Source organism: Neptuniibacter marinus (genome assembly GCF_001597725.1).
Taxonomy (GTDB): Bacteria; Pseudomonadota; Gammaproteobacteria; order Pseudomonadales; family Balneatricaceae; genus Neptuniibacter; species Neptuniibacter marinus.
Genome location: NZ_LUTR01000021.1, coordinates 1 through 19,299, shown reverse-complemented (window position 1 = coordinate 19,299; position 19,299 = coordinate 1). Strand labels below are relative to the sequence as shown.

Sequence of the window (19,299 nt, the reverse complement as noted above, 5' to 3'; positions counted from 1 at the left end):
TAAGGTGGCGCTACTGCCATTTAACCTCCGTCGTTAGCATATAACCAGCCCCATAAACGGTTTTAATCAACTCTGGATGCTGAGGATCTGACTCAATTTTCTTCCTCAAGCGAGACATTCGCACATCAATGCTTCGATCATAGGGAACGCAATTTTCCCCCAATAGCTGATCTCTAGATAAAATCTGAAAAGGATGTTTTAACAGGGCTAACAGCATATCCCCTTCCGCTCGACTTAACGACTCACTGTATTGATCTCGGCTTAAATGAAGCGACTCTGGTTGAAATTTCCAATTCGCAAATAGTGCTTGTTTAGGACACTGAGCCGATTGCTGTTTCTGTTTTTCAAGACGGCGATGTAAGCTTTGTACCCGCGCCACTAGCTCCCTAGGTTCAAAAGGTTTAGTAATGTAATCATCTGCACCAAACTCTAGGCCTAAAACACGATCAGCTAGACCATCACGGCCAGACACAATAATCACCCCAACCGCCTTATGCTCTAACTCTTTTACTAACTGCATACCATCAATATCTGGCAAGTTCAGATCAACAATACAGATCTCCGGCAGCTGACGATCTAAAGCAGCAAATAACTGTTCGCCATTAGCGCAATATTCCACTTGATAACGGTAACTACTCAAGGAAGAACAAATCAACGTCCCTAGATCTTCTTCATCTTCAACAACGTAAATTAATGGACTGTATCCATTCATGGATTATCCTTCTTATTCTTATCAACTAACTCGGGTGAGATCGCCTGTGCTAATGCATCTGCATCAAAAGGTTTTTGTAACAAATTAAAATCAAAATCGGTTTCAGGAGGGTTCTCCGTGTAACCGGTCATTAAAACAACAAAAGCATTTGGGTGCTGCATTTTAACCAGCGCCGCAACATCGTAGCCATTCTTATGACCTGGCATCACTACATCGGAAACAACACCACTAACCCTCTCTAATCCAGCCAGCAACAACGCAGCCTCATCGCCACTATTAGCCTCAATAACAACAAACCCCATGTCCGTTAATTGCTTACGCACTAATTGACGTAGATCTTGGTTATCTTCCACCAACAAAACTAAAGCGCGATCCCCTTTTGCTGAAAAAGGAGATCTGACTACGGCCTGCTGGTTCACCTTACCTTCAAATTCAATACCTAGCGTTGCAGGCAGTAAAAGATCTATCTGAGCACCCGTTTCCCCTTCATGAATATCGCATCGATTACGTATGCGCAGATAACCCTTCGACTGTTTTACAAAACCATACACCATACTTAAGCCCAGTCCTGATCCAGCTCCGGTACCTTTAGTGGTAAAAAACGGCTCATAGGCTTTTTTAAGCGCTTTTTCCGTAAACCCATCCCCTGTATCGGTAATACAAATTAAAACATACTCACCCGCCGCTACCGCTTCATCAAATCCGCCACTGACAATATCTGACGCGGTAGATGTTGTACCCGAAACGGTTAAACACAACATCCCTCCCCGACTCATTGCATCCACTGCATTCAATACTATATTAACTAAGGCATCTTCCATTTGAGCAGCGTCAACATAAACATCCGGTGTTTCGGGCTTAATCTCGGTCAGTAAATTGATATTATCTGGCAATGGTGCCGCCAATAAATCAACGAGCTCATGGATTAATCCACCTAATTTAATACGTGCAGGAGATAACGATTGTCGACGAGAAAAAGCCAATAACCGTTTTGTCATATCAGCACCCCGCCTTGTCGCACGAATAGCTGGATTCAAGTTATCTTGTAGTTCTTCCGGTATAGATTTATGCCGTTGAAGCTCAAGCAAATTACCTAAGATAATAGTCAATAGATTATTAAAATCATGAGCTAATCCGCCTGACATCTGACCTACCGCTTTCATTTTGCTGACTTCAGCCAAACGCCGTTCCGTTTCCCGCTCATGGGTAATATCGATAGAAAGGTTAAGAAAACCAACCACTTTTTTCTGATCATTATAAAACGGCAATACAGTTCGACGGGTTAGCATCTCTCTGTCTTGTTCCTGAAATAGGTACTCATATACTTCAGTTTGCCCTTCAAGAGCCCGTTCTATATTCGGCCGAATCTCTCTATACATATCATCGCCAACCACCTCTTTAAGAGTTTTTCCCTCAATCTCATCTTTACTCTGGTTAAATAAATCTAGGTACTCACGGTTAGCAAAGACAAAGCGCTGTTCTTTATCTAAGTATGCAACTTGAGCCGGTAGCGCATTAAGAATAAGTCGCTGCCGCGTTTCAACTGCACGTAATTCTGTTTGAGCCAACTCCATAGAGAGAACAGCATCACGTAACTGGTAGTTGGATTCAGATAACTCTTTAGTACGCGCTTTTACACGTGAATTAAGGGTATTAATATTATCCCGCAGCTGATCAACCATATAATCAAACGATTCAGCTAAAAGGCCTAACTCATCATTACGATGAATACCTGTCTTCGCAGAATAATTACCTCGGCTGATTTTATAAGCTGTCGATGAAAGCTTCTTAATAGGCGAAGTCAGCCACTCAGCAAATAGAAAAGCGAGAACAATAGCGGCAAGTAATGCAAAGAACCCCATCGCCATCAGCCGCTGACTTAATTGTACTGAGCTCGCTTTAAGGTCATCCAAATAGACGGAGGAACTGATATACCAATCAAAGCCCGATAAATGACGTACTAAAGATAGTTTTTCATAAATGTAATTGCCCTGATCATCGGGCCGGTCCCACTTATAGTAAAGCTCCTTACCCGAATCAGCCACGGCCATAAGATCCTGATAGATCGGTTGCTGTGTGACGGGGTTAAGCTGCTTTGTAAAGTTAGTTCCATGGATATTCTGGTTGGGATGAAATAGCATATTCCCTTCTGAGTCAAAGACATATAGATAACCATTCGTTGCAATTTTTACATTTTTTAATGCTTTATTAATCTCAAAAATTGCGCGCTGCTTCTGTAACTCAACTTCATTCTGAATATCATCAATATAAACACCCGCCCCCATAACAAAGCCCCACTCAGAGAAGTCTTTTACATAGGAGTATTTATCAATCACTTTGGTATTATTATTCAGGCGCTGCCATTTATATTTATAAAACCCTTGTTTATCCTCACGCACTTTATCTAATATTTCAGGAATAATAAGCTTACCCTCAGGGCCTATAACCCTCGACATGCTCTTATTATTGAACTCACTATCGGGGTGAGATAACAGGCGAGCATCATAATCAGCGATCCAAATATAATCACCATTACCAAAGTCAAATTCACGTAGATCAGCAAACACTTTCTGCCAAACTTGCTCATCACTTAATCCCGCAGTTTGCCCATCTCTCAAGCTAACCTCTATATGTTTTTCAGCGATATCTAATACTGACTTTAATCGCTGCTCATGGGAATTAAGGGTGTTATCTATATAGGTTTCTGTACTGGCGTACATACGGTTTGCCAAATCATAAACAATATTTAGCACTTGGCGATTAGAGTGCAGCTCTAAGCCAAAGACATTTTCTTTTATTAATGGAACCGTTAGCCAATAGATCGAGCCAAAGATGCTGCCGATCAACACAAGCAGCATTAAAAACAAACGGATAGTAATAGAAGCGTGGCGCTGCATCAGTAATTCATCTTCCCATCATTGCTCAACAACCCGAAGAATGTAACACAAAGTTACCACTCTCAACTCGCTTGTTACATTTGGTTAGATTCTCAAAATAGTTGAGCAAGATTTAAGCTTTAATCTGCTGTTAATAAAAATAACAGCAGAAGCCTGATCAACATTTCACAGTGACTTCGGCCAGAATAGAGTAGCAAGCGATGACCCAGCCAGCACAGGATTTCATTCTTGAAACCCGTAATCTGACAAAAGCCTTTAAAGGTTTTACAGCAGTCGATGATGTTAATCTGAATATCCAACGGGGACATATTCACGCTTTAATAGGCCCCAACGGAGCAGGTAAAACGACTGTCTTCAATTTATTAACAAAATTTCTTCAACCAACCTCTGGAAAAATTCTGTTTCAAGGTGAGGATATTACACCATTGAAACCAGCGGCAATTGCCCGTAAAGGTGTGATCCGATCCTTCCAGATCTCCGCGGTATTTCCTCACCTAAGTGTTTTAGAAAATGTGCGTATCGCGCTACAACGTAAAGAAGGCAATAGCTTTCATTTTTGGCGTTCGGAAAAGATTCTTAATCGTTTAAATGATAAAGCTCTCGCGCTACTGGAGTCTGTAGGTTTAGAAAGCTTTGCGAACACCGTTACTGTTGACCTTTCCTATGGCCGTAAACGGGCATTAGAGATTGCAACAACACTCGCCGTAGAACCTGAATTAATGCTACTGGATGAGCCGACTCAAGGTATGGGTCATGAAGATGTAGGCTTAGTATCCGACCTGATTAAAAAGGTATCTAAAGATCGCACTATTTTGATGGTGGAACACAATCTTCATGTTGTATCTAAACTCGCAGATCGGATTACTGTATTACAACGGGGCGCTATTCTAACCGAAGGTGATTATGCAAGTGTTTCTGCCGATGCCCGCGTCCGTGAAGCTTATATGGGTACCGCAGCAGACGATGTAGACACTAAGCAAACAGCGGAGGTGGCATCATGATCGAGCACGCATCAAGCCATAGCGAATCTATTGCTAACCCAGCCTTCCACGCCAGTCACCGAGAAAAAATTCGCATTAATAACTTACATGCATTTTATGGTGAATCACACATTTTACATGGCATCGACATGACTGTGAATCAAGGAGAACTCGTGACCCTATTAGGTCGCAACGGTTCCGGTCGTTCTACCACGCTTAGAGCCATTATGAATATGGTAGGTGAACGCAGCGGGCAAATTGTGATTAATGGTCATGAAACTATCGCTATGCCTGCCCATAAAATTGCACATATTGGCTTAGGCTTCTGCCCTGAAGAACGGGGTATTTTTGCCAGTCTTAATGTGGAAGAAAACCTAATGTTACCGCCGAATGTACGCTCTGATGGGGTCAGCCTTGAAGAGATCTACGACATGTTCCCAAACCTCTACGAACGCCGCACAAGCCAAGGCACTCGCCTTTCTGGTGGTGAGCAGCAAATGTTGGCCTTGGCCCGCATTCTACGCACCGGCGCAAATATCCTACTCTTGGATGAGATAACTGAGGGTCTCGCCCCCGTCATTGTGCAGAAACTGGGCGAGGTCCTTAGGAACCTCAAAGAGCGCGGTCTTACCATTTTATTGGTTGAACAGAACTTCCGTTTTGCAGCACCTATTGCTGACCGTCATTACGTGATGGAACACGGCCACATTGTGGAAGAAGTACACGCCAACGAATTGGAAGCCAAAACTGAACTACTTAACACCTATTTGGGCGTCTAGCCCTTGGTTATATCACTAACTGTTTCCCAACAGAAAATAAAAACAAACCAAACCGGAGTCAGAAAATGAAAAAAACCAACACATCAGTTTTATCTACCGTTGTATCGGGCGCAATCGCCGCAACCATGATTTGTAGCGCTCAAGCAGCCACAGATGGTCAGGTGAAACTGGGCATATTGGCAGATATGGGCGGTACCTACGCAGACATTTGTGGTTCAGGCTGTGTTATTGCAGCAGAAATGGCGATTGAAGACTTTGGTGGAAGTGTACTAGGAAAACCCATTGAAATGGTCAGTGCGGATTCCCAGTTAAAACCGGATGTAGCTTCTGCGATTGCCCGTAAATGGGTAGAAGATGAAGGGGTCGATACCATTGGAGGCTTAGTCTCTTCCGCGGTATCCGGCGCAGTATCAAAGGTAAATGCGGACAGCAAAAATATCACCTTAATTTCGGGTTCTGCATCAAACAGCTTCACAACAAAAGCGTGTAACCCATATAACGTGCATTGGACATATAACGTAGTTGCACTCGCCAACGGTACCGTTAAACCTATGGTGCAGGCGGGCAAAAAGAAATGGTTCTTCATTACCGCAGATTACAGTTTCGGTCATGCACTTGAAGGCATGGCCAGTAAAGTTATTAACGAAAATGGTGGCGAAGTTCTCGGTAATGTTCGTGCGCCACTCGGTACAACAGATTTCTCCTCTTACATTCTGCAGGCCCAAGCCTCTGGCGCAGATGTCGTTGCTCTAGCCAACGCGGGTAACGATACAGTTAACGCCCTAAAGGCAGCTGCTGAATTTGGCCTAACGGAACAGATGGATGTAGCTGGTCTACTGGTTTTTACACCTAATGCACAAGCGATGGATCCCGCTACCGCAGGAGGCATGCGCCTTACATCCGGCTTTTACTGGGATATGGATGATGAAACACGAAAATGGAGTAAGCGCTTTGAACAACGTCATGGTGCGATTCCAAGCATGATCCACGCAGGCGTTTATTCAGTCACAACACACTATCTAAATGCGGTTAAAACAGCAGGAACTGACGACTCCGATATTGTTATGAAAACAATGAAAGAGACAAAACCTAGCGACTTTTTTGCCCGTAACGCAACCCTACGCCCAGATGGCCGCATGATACATGACATGCTTTACGTAGAGATTAAAAAGAAAGAAGAGCGTAAAGATAAAAACGATATTTATAAGATTATTAAAGTGATTCCAGGTAACGAGGCATATAGCCCTATGCTACCTCAGTGTAACTTTTCCTGATCGGTTAGCGGCTCTGAAAAGAGCCGCCTTTATCGCTCTATATAGTTCAGAAAGGTAATTTTTCTGTTATGGCTACACTCTTTGATATTAATCTATTTGCCCTGTTTGGCCAGTTACTGGTCGGACTGATTAACGGCTCTTTTTACGCCCTGCTTAGTCTAGGATTAGCAATCATCTTCGGGCTATTAAAAATCATCAACTTCGCCCAAGGCGCTATGTATATGCTGGGTGCCTTTATTGCACTCCTTGCATTGAAATATATGGGTATAAACTACTGGTTTGCACTCATCCTTGTTCCTTTAACGGTTGGCTTGATTGGCATTCTCATGGAACGTTTTCTAATCCGTCCTATCGCCAATGAAGATCACCTTTACAGCTTATTGTTAACTTTTGGTCTTGCTCTAATAATCCAAGGGGTATTTACCCATGCTTTTGGTTCTTCCGGCTTGTCCTACGCTGTACCAGACGCATTAAAAGGCGGCACAAAGCTCCCTTTCATGTACCTGCCTAACTACCGTGCTTGGATCATTATTGTGTCAGTCCTTGTCTGTGCTGGCACATGGTGGATGATCGAAAAAACTAAACTTGGTGCTTACCTACGTGCTGGCACTGAAAACCCGCAACTGATGCAAGCCTTCGGGATCAATGTGCCGCTCATTGTCACTCTTACCTTTGGCTTTGGAGTGGCTTTAGCCGGTTTTGCTGGCGTTATGGCAGCCCCAATCTACTCGGTATCACCTGATATGGGATCCAATATTCTAATAACCGTCTTTGCCATCGTTGTTATTGGCGGCATGGGGTCTATAGGGGGAGCCATTATTACCGGCTTAGGCATGGGTGTTGTCGAAGGACTCACTAAGTACTTCTATCCAGAAGCCTCTAACACCGTGATTTTTTTAGTAATGGTTATTGTGCTGCTACTAAAACCCGCGGGTCTTTTCGGTAAGGAAGCTTAGGAACCTATTATGAATAATATGAAACTTAATCTCTGTCTTCTCGCCCTAGCTTTGCTAGCACCAACGCTGCTCTACCCTGTTTTTCTGGCTAAAGTGCTCTGCTTCGCTCTGTTTGCCTGCGCCTTTAATCTATTACTAGGTTTTGCTGGCCTACTCTCATTTGGTCATGCCGCTTTTTTAGGAACCGGTGGCTATGTTACCGGTTACTTAATGATCCACAGTGGCTTAACCCCTGAAGTTGCGATTCTCCTAGGTACAATTGCAGGAGGCTTGCTGGGTGCGATATTCGGCAAACTCGCAGTCAAACGTGAAGGCATATACTTCGCCATGGTGACATTAGCGCTGGCACAACTGATCTTTTTCTTCTACTTACAAGCTCCATTTACCAACGGCGAAGATGGCTTGCAAGGCGTTCCTCGCGGTGCGCTATTCGGTTTAATTGATCTATCCGACAATATGGTGATGTATTACTTCGTGCTGGTTATCTTTATCGCCGGTTATTGGTTAATTAATCGCACCATTCACTCTCCATTTGGCCAAGTACTTAAAGCCATTCGTGAAAACGAAGATCGCGCGACCTCTTTAGGTTATGACGTCAACCATTACAAATGGTTAGCCTTTGTGATTTCAGCGGCGCTAGCCGCTCTTGCAGGATCAACAAAAACACTCGTATTTGAACTCGCCTCTCTAACAGATGTGCACTGGCACATGTCTGGAGAGGTCATATTAATGACCTTAGTCGGTGGGGTCGGCACTATTTTTGGCCCCGTATTAGGTGCCGGTTTTATTGTCACTATGCAGAACTACCTATCAGGTGGAGAGATGGGTAACTACATCCACATTATTATGGGTGCAGTATTCGTCATCTGCGTACTTAGCTTCCGTAGCGGCATTGTTGGCCAACTCATGAAGTTTAAGCGCAATAACTTTTAAGCGTAACACTAATTTCGGCTACTGGGATAACAACAAACATGGAGAGCATCGTGAATATAAATGAAAACAATAACGAATCTGCCTTCGAAACAGATCTGGATAAAAACCAAGCCAACTACGCGGCACTGACGCCTATTACATTTATTCAACGGGCGGCCAGCGTCTACCCTAACCGAACGGCAACAGTACACGGCGATACCCGTTATAGCTGGTCTGAAACTTACACACGTTGCAAACGTTTAGCCAGTGCGCTGCATGAATATGGTGTCAAGCCTGGGGAAGCGGTCTCCATTTTGGCCCCAAACCTACCCGAACATTTTGAAGCTCACTTTGGCGTACCTATGTGTGGTGCAGTGCTAAACTCAATCAATATTCGCCTTGATGCGGAAGCGGTCGCGTTTATTCTGCAACATGCAGAAAGCAAAGTACTTATCACCGACAAAGAGTTTAGTGACGTTGTTAAAGTAGCTCTTACACTTGTCGAGAACAAACCTCTAGTTATTGATATAGATGATCCCTATTGGCAACACGGCGAACTTATTGGCGATTTGACCTATGAAGCTTTTTTGCAAAAAGGCGATGAAGATTTCACCCCCTACTCCGTTAAAGATGAGTGGAATGCGATAACTCTAAACTACACATCAGGTACTACAGGGGATCCTAAAGGCGTTGTGTATCACCACCGCGGTGCATATCTAAACGCCATTAGTAACGCTATATCTTGGGGAATGGAGCAACATCCTGTTTATCTCTGGACACTTCCTATGTTTCATTGTAATGGCTGGTGCTTTCCTTGGGGTATTGCGGCTATGGCAGGGGTTAACGTTTGCTTACGTCATGTCCGTGCAGATCATATCTTTAACCTAATTAAACAAGAAAAAGTAGGTTATTTCTGCGGTGCTCCTATCGTATTAAACATGCTTAATTCTGCCGATGATGACCTAAAAACCGGTATAGAACATCAAGTTAATGTAATGACTGCAGGCGCTGCACCACCTGCATCAGTGATCTCAGGTATGGAAGCTCTAGGATTTAACGTCACTCATGTTTACGGTCTAACCGAAACCTACGGCCCCTCTGTAATTTGCGCTTGGCACGATGAGTGGAATGACAAGCCTTTAGATGAAAAAGCGCGTCTTAAATCTCGACAAGGGGTTCGCGCCCCAATGCTTGATGGCTTGATGGTTGCGGACCCAACAACAATGGAGCCGGTTCCTCAAGATGGCGAGACTATGGGCGAGATTTTTATGCGCGGCAACTTAGTGATGAAGGGCTATCTTAAAAATCCAGACACCACTCACGCAGCCTTCGAGGGTGGATGGTTCCACTCCGGCGATTTAGCTGTATGGCATCCAGATGGATATGTAGAAATCAAAGATCGTTCGAAAGATATCATTATCTCCGGTGGCGAGAATATATCCAGTATTGAAGTTGAAGATGTGCTCTATCGCCACCCGATGATTCAAGAAGCCGCCGTTGTTGCTAAAAGTAACGAGAAATGGGGGGAAACCCCTTGTGCCTTTGTCGCCTTAAAAGATCTCGATCGAGAGGTTACCGCACAGGAAATTATCGCTTTCTGCCGCGAGCATATGGCCCACTTTAAAACGCCAAAAGATATTATTTTTGGCCCACTGCCTAAAACATCGACAGGAAAAATCCAAAAATATTTACTCCGCGACAGGGCCAATTATTCAGACGAACAAGATAGTTAAGAACATGATTAAAATAACCTCAGTGGATTCAACACCCCTGAGGAATAATAGAGGTACCGAAATGAAAATATTAGTCGCTGTAAAACGCGTTATTGATTACAACGCCAAAGTGCGGGTTAAAGCTGACAATTCAGATGTTGACTTAAGCAATACCAAAATGGCGATAAACCCTTTCTGTGAGATCGCTGTTGAAGAAGCCGTTCGTCTTAAAGAAGCAGGTAGCGCTCAAGAGGTAGTTGCAGTATCGGTTGGGCCCAAAGCCTGTCAGGAACAAATTCGGGCAGCACTCGCCCTCGGTGCAGACCGTGGTATTCAGGTCGAAACCGACGATAACCTTGAATCACTAAATGTGGCAAAACTGTTAGCTCAAGTTGTCCGCGATGAACAACCCGATCTCATCATTATGGGTAAACAAGCCATCGATTCCGATAACAACCAGACGGGACAAATGCTATCGGCACTACTCAATATGCCACAAGGTACTTTTGCTTCAGAGATTAACCTTCAGGAAGGTGAAGTCCAAGTTATCCGCGAGATCGATGGCGGCTTACAAACCCTTGGCCTTACCCTACCCGCCATTATCACGACAGACCTTCGTTTAAATGAACCTCGCTATGCATCACTACCCAATATTATGAAAGCGAAACGAAAACCACTGGCAGTTGTTACCCCCGAAACTTTAGGGGTTGAGCTAAAACAGCACAGTAAATTGCTTAAAGTTACTCCTCCAGCTGAACGCAGTGCTGGCATATTAGTAAGCAGCGTTGATGAACTGATCGAGAAACTCAAAAACCAAGCGAAAGTAATTTAAGGGGTGAACAAATGGCTATTCTAATTATTGCTGAACATGATAACTGCACCCTTAAAGGTGCCACACTCAATACCGTAACAGCCGCGGCTCAAATGGGCCAAGACCTCCACCTTTTGGTTGCTGGCTCTAATTGTCAAAACGTGGCCGATGAAGCGGCTAGTGTCGAAGGAATTAGCAAAGTACTACTTGCTGACAACTCTGTTTATGCTCATCACCTCGCAGAGAATACGGCACAGTTAATCAGTCAATTAGGTACGGCTTACAGCCACATACTAGCGCCTGCAACGAGCAACGGGAAAAACATTTTGCCTAGAGTGGCAGCGCTACTTGATGTAGGGCAGATCTCAGATATTACGGCGGTGGAATCCGCAGATACTTTCCAACGCCCTATCTATGCAGGCAATGCCATTGCGACACTCCAGTCACTCGATAATATTAAAGTTATTACCGTCCGTGGTACCGCCTTTGAAGCGGCATCTACAGGTAACGATGCACCTATTGAAAATGTGGATCTACAGATTGAAAGTAACCTCTCTAGCTTTGTTTCAGAAGAGATAGCGCAATCGGACCGTCCTGAATTAACCGCAGCAAAAGTGGTTATATCTGGCGGCCGAGGTATGGGAAATAGCGAGAGCTTTACTCTGTTAGAACAGGTCGCTGACAAACTAGGTGGAGCCGTTGGCGCTTCCCGTGCAGCGGTCGATGCAGGCTTTGTCCCTAACGATATACAAGTTGGGCAAACCGGCAAGATTGTTGCCCCTGATCTCTATATTGCGGTCGGAATCTCCGGTGCAATCCAACATCTTGCAGGGATGAAGGATTCGAAAATCATTGTCGCCATCAATAAAGATGAAGAAGCACCCATATTTTCCGTAGCAGACTATGGACTAGTAGCCGACCTGTTTGAAGCAGTACCTGAGCTTGAACAGAAACTATAATCCTTTATTCATGTACCACCCCTGCTTGACCTTAAGAGGCTTGGACTACGTAAAACCGTTTCCAGTCTAAGCCTCCTTTTTAAAAAAGAGGATCGTTATGAGCACTTATACTCCCCCGTTGAAAGATGCCAGCTTTGTACTGGATCAACTCATCGGACTCAACCAGCTTTGTGAAAAGCTGCAATTAGAAGATATTAATACTGAACTAGCCACCGTCATTATCGAAGAAGCCGGCAAACTGGCTTCAGATATACTCGCCCCTCTAAACAGCGTTGGTGATGAAAAAGGGTCATCGGTTTCTGCCGGTAAAGTACAAGAAACTGCTGGTTTTGCCGACGCTTACCAACAGTTTGTAGAAAATGGTTGGGCCACACTAACCGGTCCTGAAGAGTTTGGAGGACAGAACCTACCTAATGTTATAGGTACGGCCGTTAATGAGCTTTGGCATTCATCAAATATGTCTTTCGCACTCTGCCCAATGCTAAGCCAAGGTGCTGTCGAAGCCCTGATTGCCCATGGTAGTGAAATACTCAAAGCGCACTACCTCCCACCACTTATCAGTGGTGAATGGACAGGTACAATGAACTTAACCGAACCAAATGCAGGCTCAGATCTTGCAGCGGTTGCAGCTAAAGCTAAACCTGAAGGTGATCACTACAAAATTAGCGGCCAAAAAATATTTATCACATGGGGGGATCACCAAATGACCTCCAACATCGTTCACCTTGTACTAGCCCGGCTGCCTAATGCTCCCGCCGGAGTAAAAGGGATCTCCCTCTTTATCGTCCCAAAATATTGTTTAGATGAGCAGGGCCAACCCGCTGAATTGAACGATGTTAGCTGCATCTCTTTAGAACATAAAATGGGGATTCATGGCAGCCCAACTTGCGTAATGAGCTTTGGCGATAACGACGGAGCGATTGGCTACCTCGTCGGCGAAGAGAACAAAGGCTTAAGCTATATGTTCACCATGATGAACCATGCCAGACAAGCTGTTGGCTTACAGGGTTTATCTATCTCAGAACGAGCCTATCAGCAAGCGCTGCAATACAGCCAAGAACGCTTTCAAGGTAGTCGTCGTGATGGCCAAAAAATTGCCATCATCGATCACCCCGATGTGCGCCGCATGCTAATGGCTATGAAAGCAGGTAATGAAGCGATGCGCGCACTCGCTTACAGTGCCGCCGCAGATATTGATCACGCCCATAGTGGCGATGAAGCAGCCAAAGCCAGAGTAGAGCTATACACACCTATTGTTAAAGGTTGGATGACCGAATTAGCGCAAGAACTAACCTCACTTAACATCCAAGTACACGGTGGCATGGGTTTTATTGAAGAAACCGGCGCAGCACAGCACTATCGTGATGCCCGTATTCTTCCGATCTATGAAGGCACTACAGGTATCCAAGCACTCGATTTAATCGGGCGTAAAACTTTACTTGATAAAGGCATGGCCCTTAAAGCACTACATGCAGATATTAATGAAACACTCAATCAACTCACAGCCTCCGATAACAAACAACTGCAGGCCCTTCAACACCCATTAAAAGTAGCCTTAGAAAGTGCTGTATCAGCCGGTGATTGGATTCTAGAAAATACGGCCGATGATCCACAAACCATGGGTAATGTTAGTTTTGATAACCTGATGATGATGGGTTATTTAACCGGTGGCTGGTTGTTGGCTCGCAGCGCCCTTTTAGCGAACAAACTAATCACACAAGAAAACCCTTACGGGGACCCCTTCTTACAAGGAAAAATTGCAACCGCCAGTTTTTATGCAGAACACTATCTACCGCGTGTTAAGCAACATGCCGATACGGTACTCACCGGCCTATCCAATACGTTTGCATTAGATATAGAGCAGATGCAGGGAGTGTAGTTATGGAACATGAAGTGATGGAGTTCGACGTCCTCATTATTGGTGCGGGTCCTGCTGGCTTGGCCAGTGCCTGTCGACTGAAGCAACTAAACCCAGAGCTAAATGTGTGCGTCGTAGAAAAAGGTTCAGAAGTTGGCGCTCATATACTTTCAGGCGCTGTTATTGACCCTAAAGCCTTGAACGAACTATTCCCTGATTGGAAAGAGATGGGCGCCCCCTTAACAACAGCCACAGAACAGGATGAAATCGTCCTGCTAAAAGACAGCACCTCTTCGATAAAAATTCCACATTGGATGGCACCGAAGAGCATGCATAATCAAGGTAATTATATTGCCAGCCTCGGTAATTTCAGCCGCTGGTTAGCAGAGCAGGCAGAATCCTTAGGGGTAGAGATATTTCCTAGCTTTGCCGCCTCTGAAGTTGTATACGATGATAATGGGCGCGTAAAAGGCATCCTAACCGGTGACATGGGTGTAGGCAGAGATAATATGCCTAAAGATAACTATATGCCGGGCATGGAGCTTCACGCCCCTTTCACTATCTTTGCCGAAGGCTGCCGAGGGCATTTAGGTAAAGCGTTAATCCATAACTTCAACCTTGATAAAGATAAAGATCCGCAACATTACGGTATAGGCCTAAAAGAACTCTGGGACATTGATCCTGCTAAACATCAACAGGGACTCGTTATCCACGGCTCGGGCTGGCCTTTACATGGTGATACGAGTGGTGGCTTTTTTCTCTACCACCTAGAAAACAATCAAATAGCCGTTGGCTTAATTATCGATCTTAATTACAGCAACCCTTGGCTGAGTCCATTTGATGAGTTCCAACAACTTAAACATCACCCAATGATTTCCCAATACTTGGAAGGCGGTAAACGCGTATCTTACGGTGCAAGAGCGATCACTAAAGGCGGCTACAACTCGCTTCCTAAAATGCAATTCCCTGGTGGGATTCTGATTGGCTGTGATGCAGGAACGCTAAACTTCTCCCGTATAAAAGGGGTTCACACGGCCATGAAGTCAGGCATGATCGCAGCGGAAGCGATTAATAACGCCTTAAAAAGTAGCGATAAAGAAGCTGAAACATTCGATACTCTTTATAAGGAAAGCTGGCTGTATAGCGAGCTATTTAACGCGCGAAACTTTGGCCCCGCTCTGCATAAATTTGGCCCTTGGATTGGTGGCGCTTTTAACACCTTAGATCAGAATATTTTCAACGGAAAGATACCGTTGACACTTCATGACCGTCAAGAAGACCACGCTAAACTACTGCGTATAAGTGAAAGTAAAAAGCTCACTTATCCTAAACCGGACGGAAAACTATCCTTCGATAAACTCTCCTCTGTATTTTTATCCAATACAAACCATGAGGAAGATCAACCTTGTCATCTACAACTAAGCAAAGAGGATATTCCTCTTACCGTAAATATCCCTTTATATGATGAACCTGCACAACGTTACTGCCCAGCAGGAGTCTATGAAGTCATCGAAGATGAGGCTGGTAAAAAACTGCAAATTAGTGCACAGAACTGCCTACACTGTAAAACCTGTGACATTAAAGACCCTTGTCAAAATATTCAGTGGGTTCCACCAGAAGGCGGAGGAGGTCCCAACTATCCAAATATGTAACTGTTAAAGCAGCCCGTAAACGAATCATCGGAAACCATTTATGGTTTCAAGGCTCGGTGCCTTCTTGCCCTCTTCTGGAGGGCCTTTTTATAGGCCACACTTGCCGACGACTTATCAGAAATATCCCCGCACTCTATGGTTCTCTGCTCAGCAACCCCGTATCATCGTTTATCTTAATCCTTGCAAACCTGTGACCTAAATGACAACTCAACCCAACAACCCCTTACACGGGGTAAAACTTGCCGATATAGTTACTCAACTCGAAACCCACTACGGTTGGGACGGTTTGGCCGAAAAGATCGACATCAACTGTTTTAAAAGCGATCCGTCGATTAAGTCATCACTGAAGTTTTTACGAAAGACACCTTGGGCAAGAGAGAAGGTAGAGCAGCTTTATCTATACACTTTCTCAAAGCAGAATCCTTGGAATAGCAAATAAAACAGCTGGAAATAAATTATGTCAGAGATTAAATTTTCGACCGATGAAAAAGCGCTCTTAGTGGCAAAACTAAAATCCTATTTCGAAAAGGAGATGGAACAAGATATAGGACAGTTTGAGTGTGAGTTTCTCCTCGACTTCATCTCTAAGGAGTTTGGTGCGCATTATTACAATAAAGGCCTAAGCGATGCTCAGTTGATTGTCAGTCAAAAACTAGAGGATATCTCTGATGCATTCTATGAAATGGAAAAAGTAACCCCTTCCTAAATTAAAAATATTCTCCTTTCTCAGCTATAAAACATCCGTTTTAAATTAACCGCAACCCTACTCTGCTCATACCCTAAAAGCATAAAGTTATTATTTTTTAAAAATCTAGACTTCTCCATGAGAAGCAGATAATCACACGTGCTGTCACGCACAACAACGCTAGTCCTCATCATAGCTGCACAGCATTATTGAACAATTATTATCTACCGCAGCCGCAACATGAATCTAATTTTTTTAATGATTATTCTTGGTGAAATTTTATCCTACTAAATGATTAGAGTTATTAATATTTGTCTCCTACAATCAGTTTTACCGGTTAGCGAATTGACTCGGCAACGCCAAATAGTTTGATAAAAATAAGGCTGAGGGATAGAGATGATAACGTACGAAGAATGCTTAGAACTAAGTGATCTAACTGCTGATGAAGTAGATGCTATTGCTGAACATGAACATATCGATTCAATGATAGCTATGGCTTTAGGACACTACCTAATCACCCATCAAGGTGAACAGAAAATAAAATCTATCATTATCGATGATATTGAAAAGGCAGAGCGTGCGAAGCATTACCAGCATGCAGATATGTTAAGAAAAGTGCTTAACCATTTTATTGCCACTCACCCAGAACATAACGCTAAAAAAGCAGCGTAGAAAATTTTATCATATAGCAAGCAAGTCCTTTCGATACCGGCTAGGGGTGATATCCATTTCAGTTCACCCCGCCGGATCGTTTTTACCTATACAGTTAAAACTAAGTCTTGCGCTGACTCACTCCCCTGGACACTCATTTATTGATAACCATCAACATGACATGCTATCGAGGCTGATAGGATCACAAGCCTACTTAGCCAAATATCCATACTCCAATGAGCCCAAGCAAAAGTCGTCCAAATACAGCCAAACGCAAAACATCGTCTAACCAATGCGATACTTACACTTATCAAATAGACAATAGCCTCTATATCAACTTAACCGATCGCTGCACATTAGCATGCCAGTTCTGCCCAAAACACAACGGCTCAACCGCAGTTAAAGGCTACGAACTTTACTTAACCAAACAACCCAAAGCCGCCACAATTATCAAGCAAATTGGCACTCCATCAAAATATGATGAGATAGTATTTTGCGGTTACGGCGAACCTACACTCCGATTAAAAGCCCTACTTGAGATCGCCCATTGGATAAAAGAACACGACGGAAAAACACGGCTCAACACCGATGGTTTAGGCAGCCTATTTCATAAACGGGATATAGTGCCAAAACTGGCAGAGTGTATAGATGCCCTATCTATCTCTCTTAATGCCCAAAACGAAACGGTATACCAACAACACTGCCACCCCGCCCTTCCCGACTCGTTTAAAGCAGTACAAGCCTTTATAAAACGCGCCGCCGAACTGATCCCTCATGTGCAAGTATCAGCGATTAACGGACTTGAAGGCGTAGATATAATTAAGTGCCGAGAGATAACCGAAAACCTAGGCGCTCAGTTTAAACAGCGCGAGTTGGATGTGGTTGGCTGACCGACCAAGACTTAAGATCAAAAAGAACAAACAACGCAAACCCGCTAATGGCCTATTGAGTTACACGGCGAAATCACAGGTTTTTACCTTGATGATCAATGACAGACAAACAGAGTATTTAAAACGGCCCTCGTTTATGTAAGGATAGCCTGACAGTTTTGTATTTTTCTCCAAGGAAGAGAAAACCCCAGCTAAGGAAAGCTTATGATATTCAAACACCTACGCCACCTTCACCCACTCGTTTCATGTAGATATATGACAACTTGTCGTGTTTAAACGCGACAATCTGTCATATATTTAGCTGTTAGCTCTCCACTAAGCGCGAAGGAAATATATTGAGTATGGATGATTATCAGAATCCAAAAGCTGGAAAAACATACATAAGCCCGAGGCTTAAGGCTTTTGGCGATTCTGATAGAAATGTTCGCATAGCTTCGAAAGTAATCGAGTCACCGGATTCATATGCCTTTGCCAAAATCAAAGACGAAGTTGTACTTCGTTACAAAGAAGATGCGAAGTCGTACATAACGGCCAAATTTCTTGAAGATTCTAGAGGTATATTTGTATTAAGCATCCAAGGCTATACCGTAGCTACAGACAAACCACACAATGCGAGCTTTTCATTCGTTGGGGATGAAATTGGCAAGCTTCTTGAATTTATCCGCAACATTCAAGCAGTCAATCTTGATAACTCTTCACGGATTAATATCACAGATGAGGAGCTGAATAGAATTGTCCTATCAAATAGTCAGGCAAGAAATATTTTGCACGAGAACCAAGAGCTATTTGCTGAAGTCCTTCGTTCAGAAATTACAACTGAAGATATAGTCGCAGTTGGATATCGAAAGAAGCAACTTGATGTGTACGAAAAGCTGCTGAATGACCCCGGCTATTTCAGCAATCTAAAAGAAAAAAAGAAAACAACAAATGAGGGGTTATGGCAAAAGTATTTTGAGAAAAATCCATGGGTTTTCGGATATGGTCTTGGCTATATATTTCTATCGGGACTGGATGATAAAAAATTGGAGCAAGTTGTGCAGGGGCACAATGTTAACTCGCATGGCAAGCGCGTTGATGCGCTCATGAAAACCAAAGGAATTATCTCAAATCTATGCTTTGTTGAGATTAAAACCCACGCTACTGATCTACTTGACTCCAAGCCATATAGATCCGGGTGTTGGGCGCCATCAAAAGAATTAGCAGGTGCAATATCTCAAGTGCAAGGCACAGTAGCATCAGCTGTTGAAAACCTTTCCAGCAAAATAAGCCTAGATGACAAGTCAGGCAATCCAACCGGAGAGGAAATATATAATTATCAACCTAAGTCTTACCTTGTGATTGGTAGTATGGCAGAGTTTTCAACGGAGCATGGAGTCAACAAAGATAAGCTCAGGTCGTTCGAACTACTGAGAAAAAATACTTCAAGCCCAGAAATAATAACATTTGACGAACTATATGAACGAGCAAGATTTATCGTACTACACAACCAAAGCTAATCGGGTAGCCGAGGGTCTCTAACCCTCAGCCCCCACAACACCCTGCATGCGGATCCGCACAGGGCGTTTCACTGA

General features: G+C 43.8%; 17 protein-coding genes. 15 read left to right on the top strand and 2 right to left on the bottom strand.

The genetic code is table 11. The annotated features are described in order from the left end of the window. Nucleotides 1–10: 10 nt before the first annotated feature. Nucleotides 11–712: a response regulator transcription factor gene (locus A3774_RS12910; protein ID WP_067868235.1), complete on the bottom strand. Its 702-nt coding sequence runs from the start codon at nt 710–712 to the stop codon at nt 11–13. Beyond that, a complete protein-coding gene (locus A3774_RS12905; RefSeq protein ID WP_067868234.1) occupies nt 709–3,609 on the bottom strand; it encodes a cache domain-containing protein in 2,901 nt (966 codons plus the stop codon). Before A3774_RS12905 ends, A3774_RS12910 begins: the two co-directional genes overlap by 4 nt. A 200-nt stretch (nt 3,610–3,809) precedes the next feature. Here A3774_RS12905 and A3774_RS12900 point away from each other — a divergent pair, with 200 nt between their 5' ends. The 15 genes from A3774_RS12900 to A3774_RS12830 all read left to right on the top strand — a co-directional run bounded on the left by A3774_RS12900 (nt 3,810) and on the right by A3774_RS12830 (nt 19,224). Continuing rightward, entirely contained in the window at nt 3,810–4,610 is an 801-nt protein-coding gene (locus tag A3774_RS12900) for an ABC transporter ATP-binding protein (RefSeq protein WP_067868233.1), read from the top strand. Then, nucleotides 4,607–5,368: an ABC transporter ATP-binding protein gene (locus A3774_RS12895; RefSeq protein WP_082792438.1), complete on the top strand. Its 762-nt coding sequence runs from the start codon at nt 4,607–4,609 to the stop codon at nt 5,366–5,368. The genes A3774_RS12900 and A3774_RS12895 overlap by 4 nt, the downstream gene beginning before the upstream one ends. A gap of 65 nt (nt 5,369–5,433) precedes the next feature. Further along, a complete protein-coding gene (locus A3774_RS12890) occupies nt 5,434–6,642 on the top strand; it encodes an ABC transporter substrate-binding protein (RefSeq protein WP_067868232.1) in 1,209 nt (402 codons plus the stop codon). Nucleotides 6,643–6,710: 68 nt separating this feature from the next. Next, the gene (locus A3774_RS12885; RefSeq protein WP_067868231.1) at nt 6,711–7,598 is read left to right on the top strand and encodes a branched-chain amino acid ABC transporter permease; all 888 of its coding nucleotides are present in this window, start codon (nt 6,711–6,713) and stop codon (nt 7,596–7,598) included. 9 nt (nt 7,599–7,607) lie between these two features. Continuing rightward, the gene (locus A3774_RS12880) at nt 7,608–8,531 is read left to right on the top strand and encodes a branched-chain amino acid ABC transporter permease (protein ID WP_067868230.1); all 924 of its coding nucleotides are present in this window, start codon (nt 7,608–7,610) and stop codon (nt 8,529–8,531) included. Between the two features lie 50 nt (nt 8,532–8,581). After that, nucleotides 8,582–10,243, top strand: coding sequence for an acyl-CoA synthetase (locus A3774_RS12875; RefSeq protein WP_407937495.1), 1,662 nt, complete (start codon nt 8,582–8,584; stop codon nt 10,241–10,243). A 61-nt stretch (nt 10,244–10,304) separates the two neighbouring features. Continuing rightward, nucleotides 10,305–11,054 carry an electron transfer flavoprotein subunit beta/FixA family protein gene (locus A3774_RS12870; RefSeq protein WP_067868227.1) on the top strand — a complete coding sequence of 250 codons (750 nt, stop codon included), beginning with the start codon at nt 10,305–10,307 and terminating at the stop codon, nt 11,052–11,054. Between the two features lie 11 nt (nt 11,055–11,065). Beyond that, nucleotides 11,066–11,992, top strand: coding sequence for an electron transfer flavoprotein subunit alpha/FixB family protein (locus tag A3774_RS12865; RefSeq protein WP_067868224.1), 927 nt, complete (start codon nt 11,066–11,068; stop codon nt 11,990–11,992). Between the two features lie 97 nt (nt 11,993–12,089). After that, nucleotides 12,090–13,871, top strand: coding sequence for an acyl-CoA dehydrogenase (locus A3774_RS12860; protein ID WP_067868221.1), 1,782 nt, complete (start codon nt 12,090–12,092; stop codon nt 13,869–13,871). Nucleotides 13,872–13,873: 2 nt separating this feature from the next. Further along, nucleotides 13,874–15,502, top strand: a complete 1,629-nt coding sequence (locus tag A3774_RS12855) for an electron transfer flavoprotein-ubiquinone oxidoreductase (protein ID WP_067868219.1) — start codon at nt 13,874–13,876, stop codon at nt 15,500–15,502. Nucleotides 15,503–15,701: 199 nt separating this feature from the next. Beyond that, entirely contained in the window at nt 15,702–15,941 is a 240-nt protein-coding gene (locus tag A3774_RS12850; RefSeq protein WP_067868215.1) for a VF530 family protein, read from the top strand. 18 nt (nt 15,942–15,959) lie between these two features. Continuing rightward, the gene (locus tag A3774_RS12845; protein ID WP_067868213.1) at nt 15,960–16,208 is read left to right on the top strand and encodes a DUF2164 domain-containing protein; all 249 of its coding nucleotides are present in this window, start codon (nt 15,960–15,962) and stop codon (nt 16,206–16,208) included. 375 nt (nt 16,209–16,583) lie between these two features. Continuing rightward, a complete protein-coding gene (locus A3774_RS12840) occupies nt 16,584–16,859 on the top strand; it encodes a hypothetical protein (protein WP_067868210.1) in 276 nt (91 codons plus the stop codon). Nucleotides 16,860–17,074: 215 nt separating this feature from the next. Continuing rightward, complete coding sequence (locus A3774_RS12835) at nt 17,075–17,728, top strand: TatD family nuclease-associated radical SAM protein (RefSeq protein ID WP_067868207.1); 654 nt, start codon at nt 17,075–17,077, stop codon at nt 17,726–17,728. 341 nt (nt 17,729–18,069) lie between these two features. Beyond that, on the top strand, nt 18,070–19,224 hold the full coding sequence (locus A3774_RS12830) for a Shedu immune nuclease family protein (protein WP_067868203.1): 1,155 nt from the start codon (nt 18,070–18,072) through the stop codon (nt 19,222–19,224). The last annotated feature ends 75 nt before the right edge of the window (nt 19,225–19,299 follow it).

What these genes read in the sequence shown, in the direction of transcription:
- A3774_RS12910 (WP_067868235.1), bottom strand. Translation starts at nt 712, where the DNA reads ATGAATGGATACAGTCCATTAATTTACGTTGTTGAAGATGAAGAAGAT.
- A3774_RS12905 (WP_067868234.1), bottom strand. Translation starts at nt 3,609, where the DNA reads ATGCAGCGCCACGCTTCTATTACTATCCGTTTGTTTTTAATGCTGCTT.
- A3774_RS12900 (WP_067868233.1), top strand. Translation starts at nt 3,810, where the DNA reads ATGACCCAGCCAGCACAGGATTTCATTCTTGAAACCCGTAATCTGACA.
- A3774_RS12895 (WP_082792438.1), top strand. Translation starts at nt 4,607, where the DNA reads ATGATCGAGCACGCATCAAGCCATAGCGAATCTATTGCTAACCCAGCC.
- A3774_RS12890 (WP_067868232.1), top strand. Translation starts at nt 5,434, where the DNA reads ATGAAAAAAACCAACACATCAGTTTTATCTACCGTTGTATCGGGCGCA.
- A3774_RS12885 (WP_067868231.1), top strand. Translation starts at nt 6,711, where the DNA reads ATGGCTACACTCTTTGATATTAATCTATTTGCCCTGTTTGGCCAGTTA.
- A3774_RS12880 (WP_067868230.1), top strand. Translation starts at nt 7,608, where the DNA reads ATGAATAATATGAAACTTAATCTCTGTCTTCTCGCCCTAGCTTTGCTA.
- A3774_RS12870 (WP_067868227.1), top strand. Translation starts at nt 10,305, where the DNA reads ATGAAAATATTAGTCGCTGTAAAACGCGTTATTGATTACAACGCCAAA.
- A3774_RS12865 (WP_067868224.1), top strand. Translation starts at nt 11,066, where the DNA reads ATGGCTATTCTAATTATTGCTGAACATGATAACTGCACCCTTAAAGGT.
- A3774_RS12860 (WP_067868221.1), top strand. Translation starts at nt 12,090, where the DNA reads ATGAGCACTTATACTCCCCCGTTGAAAGATGCCAGCTTTGTACTGGAT.
- A3774_RS12855 (WP_067868219.1), top strand. Translation starts at nt 13,874, where the DNA reads ATGGAACATGAAGTGATGGAGTTCGACGTCCTCATTATTGGTGCGGGT.
- A3774_RS12850 (WP_067868215.1), top strand. Translation starts at nt 15,702, where the DNA reads ATGACAACTCAACCCAACAACCCCTTACACGGGGTAAAACTTGCCGAT.
- A3774_RS12845 (WP_067868213.1), top strand. Translation starts at nt 15,960, where the DNA reads ATGTCAGAGATTAAATTTTCGACCGATGAAAAAGCGCTCTTAGTGGCA.
- A3774_RS12840 (WP_067868210.1), top strand. Translation starts at nt 16,584, where the DNA reads ATGATAACGTACGAAGAATGCTTAGAACTAAGTGATCTAACTGCTGAT.
- A3774_RS12835 (WP_067868207.1), top strand. Translation starts at nt 17,075, where the DNA reads ATGAGCCCAAGCAAAAGTCGTCCAAATACAGCCAAACGCAAAACATCG.
- A3774_RS12830 (WP_067868203.1), top strand. Translation starts at nt 18,070, where the DNA reads ATGGATGATTATCAGAATCCAAAAGCTGGAAAAACATACATAAGCCCG.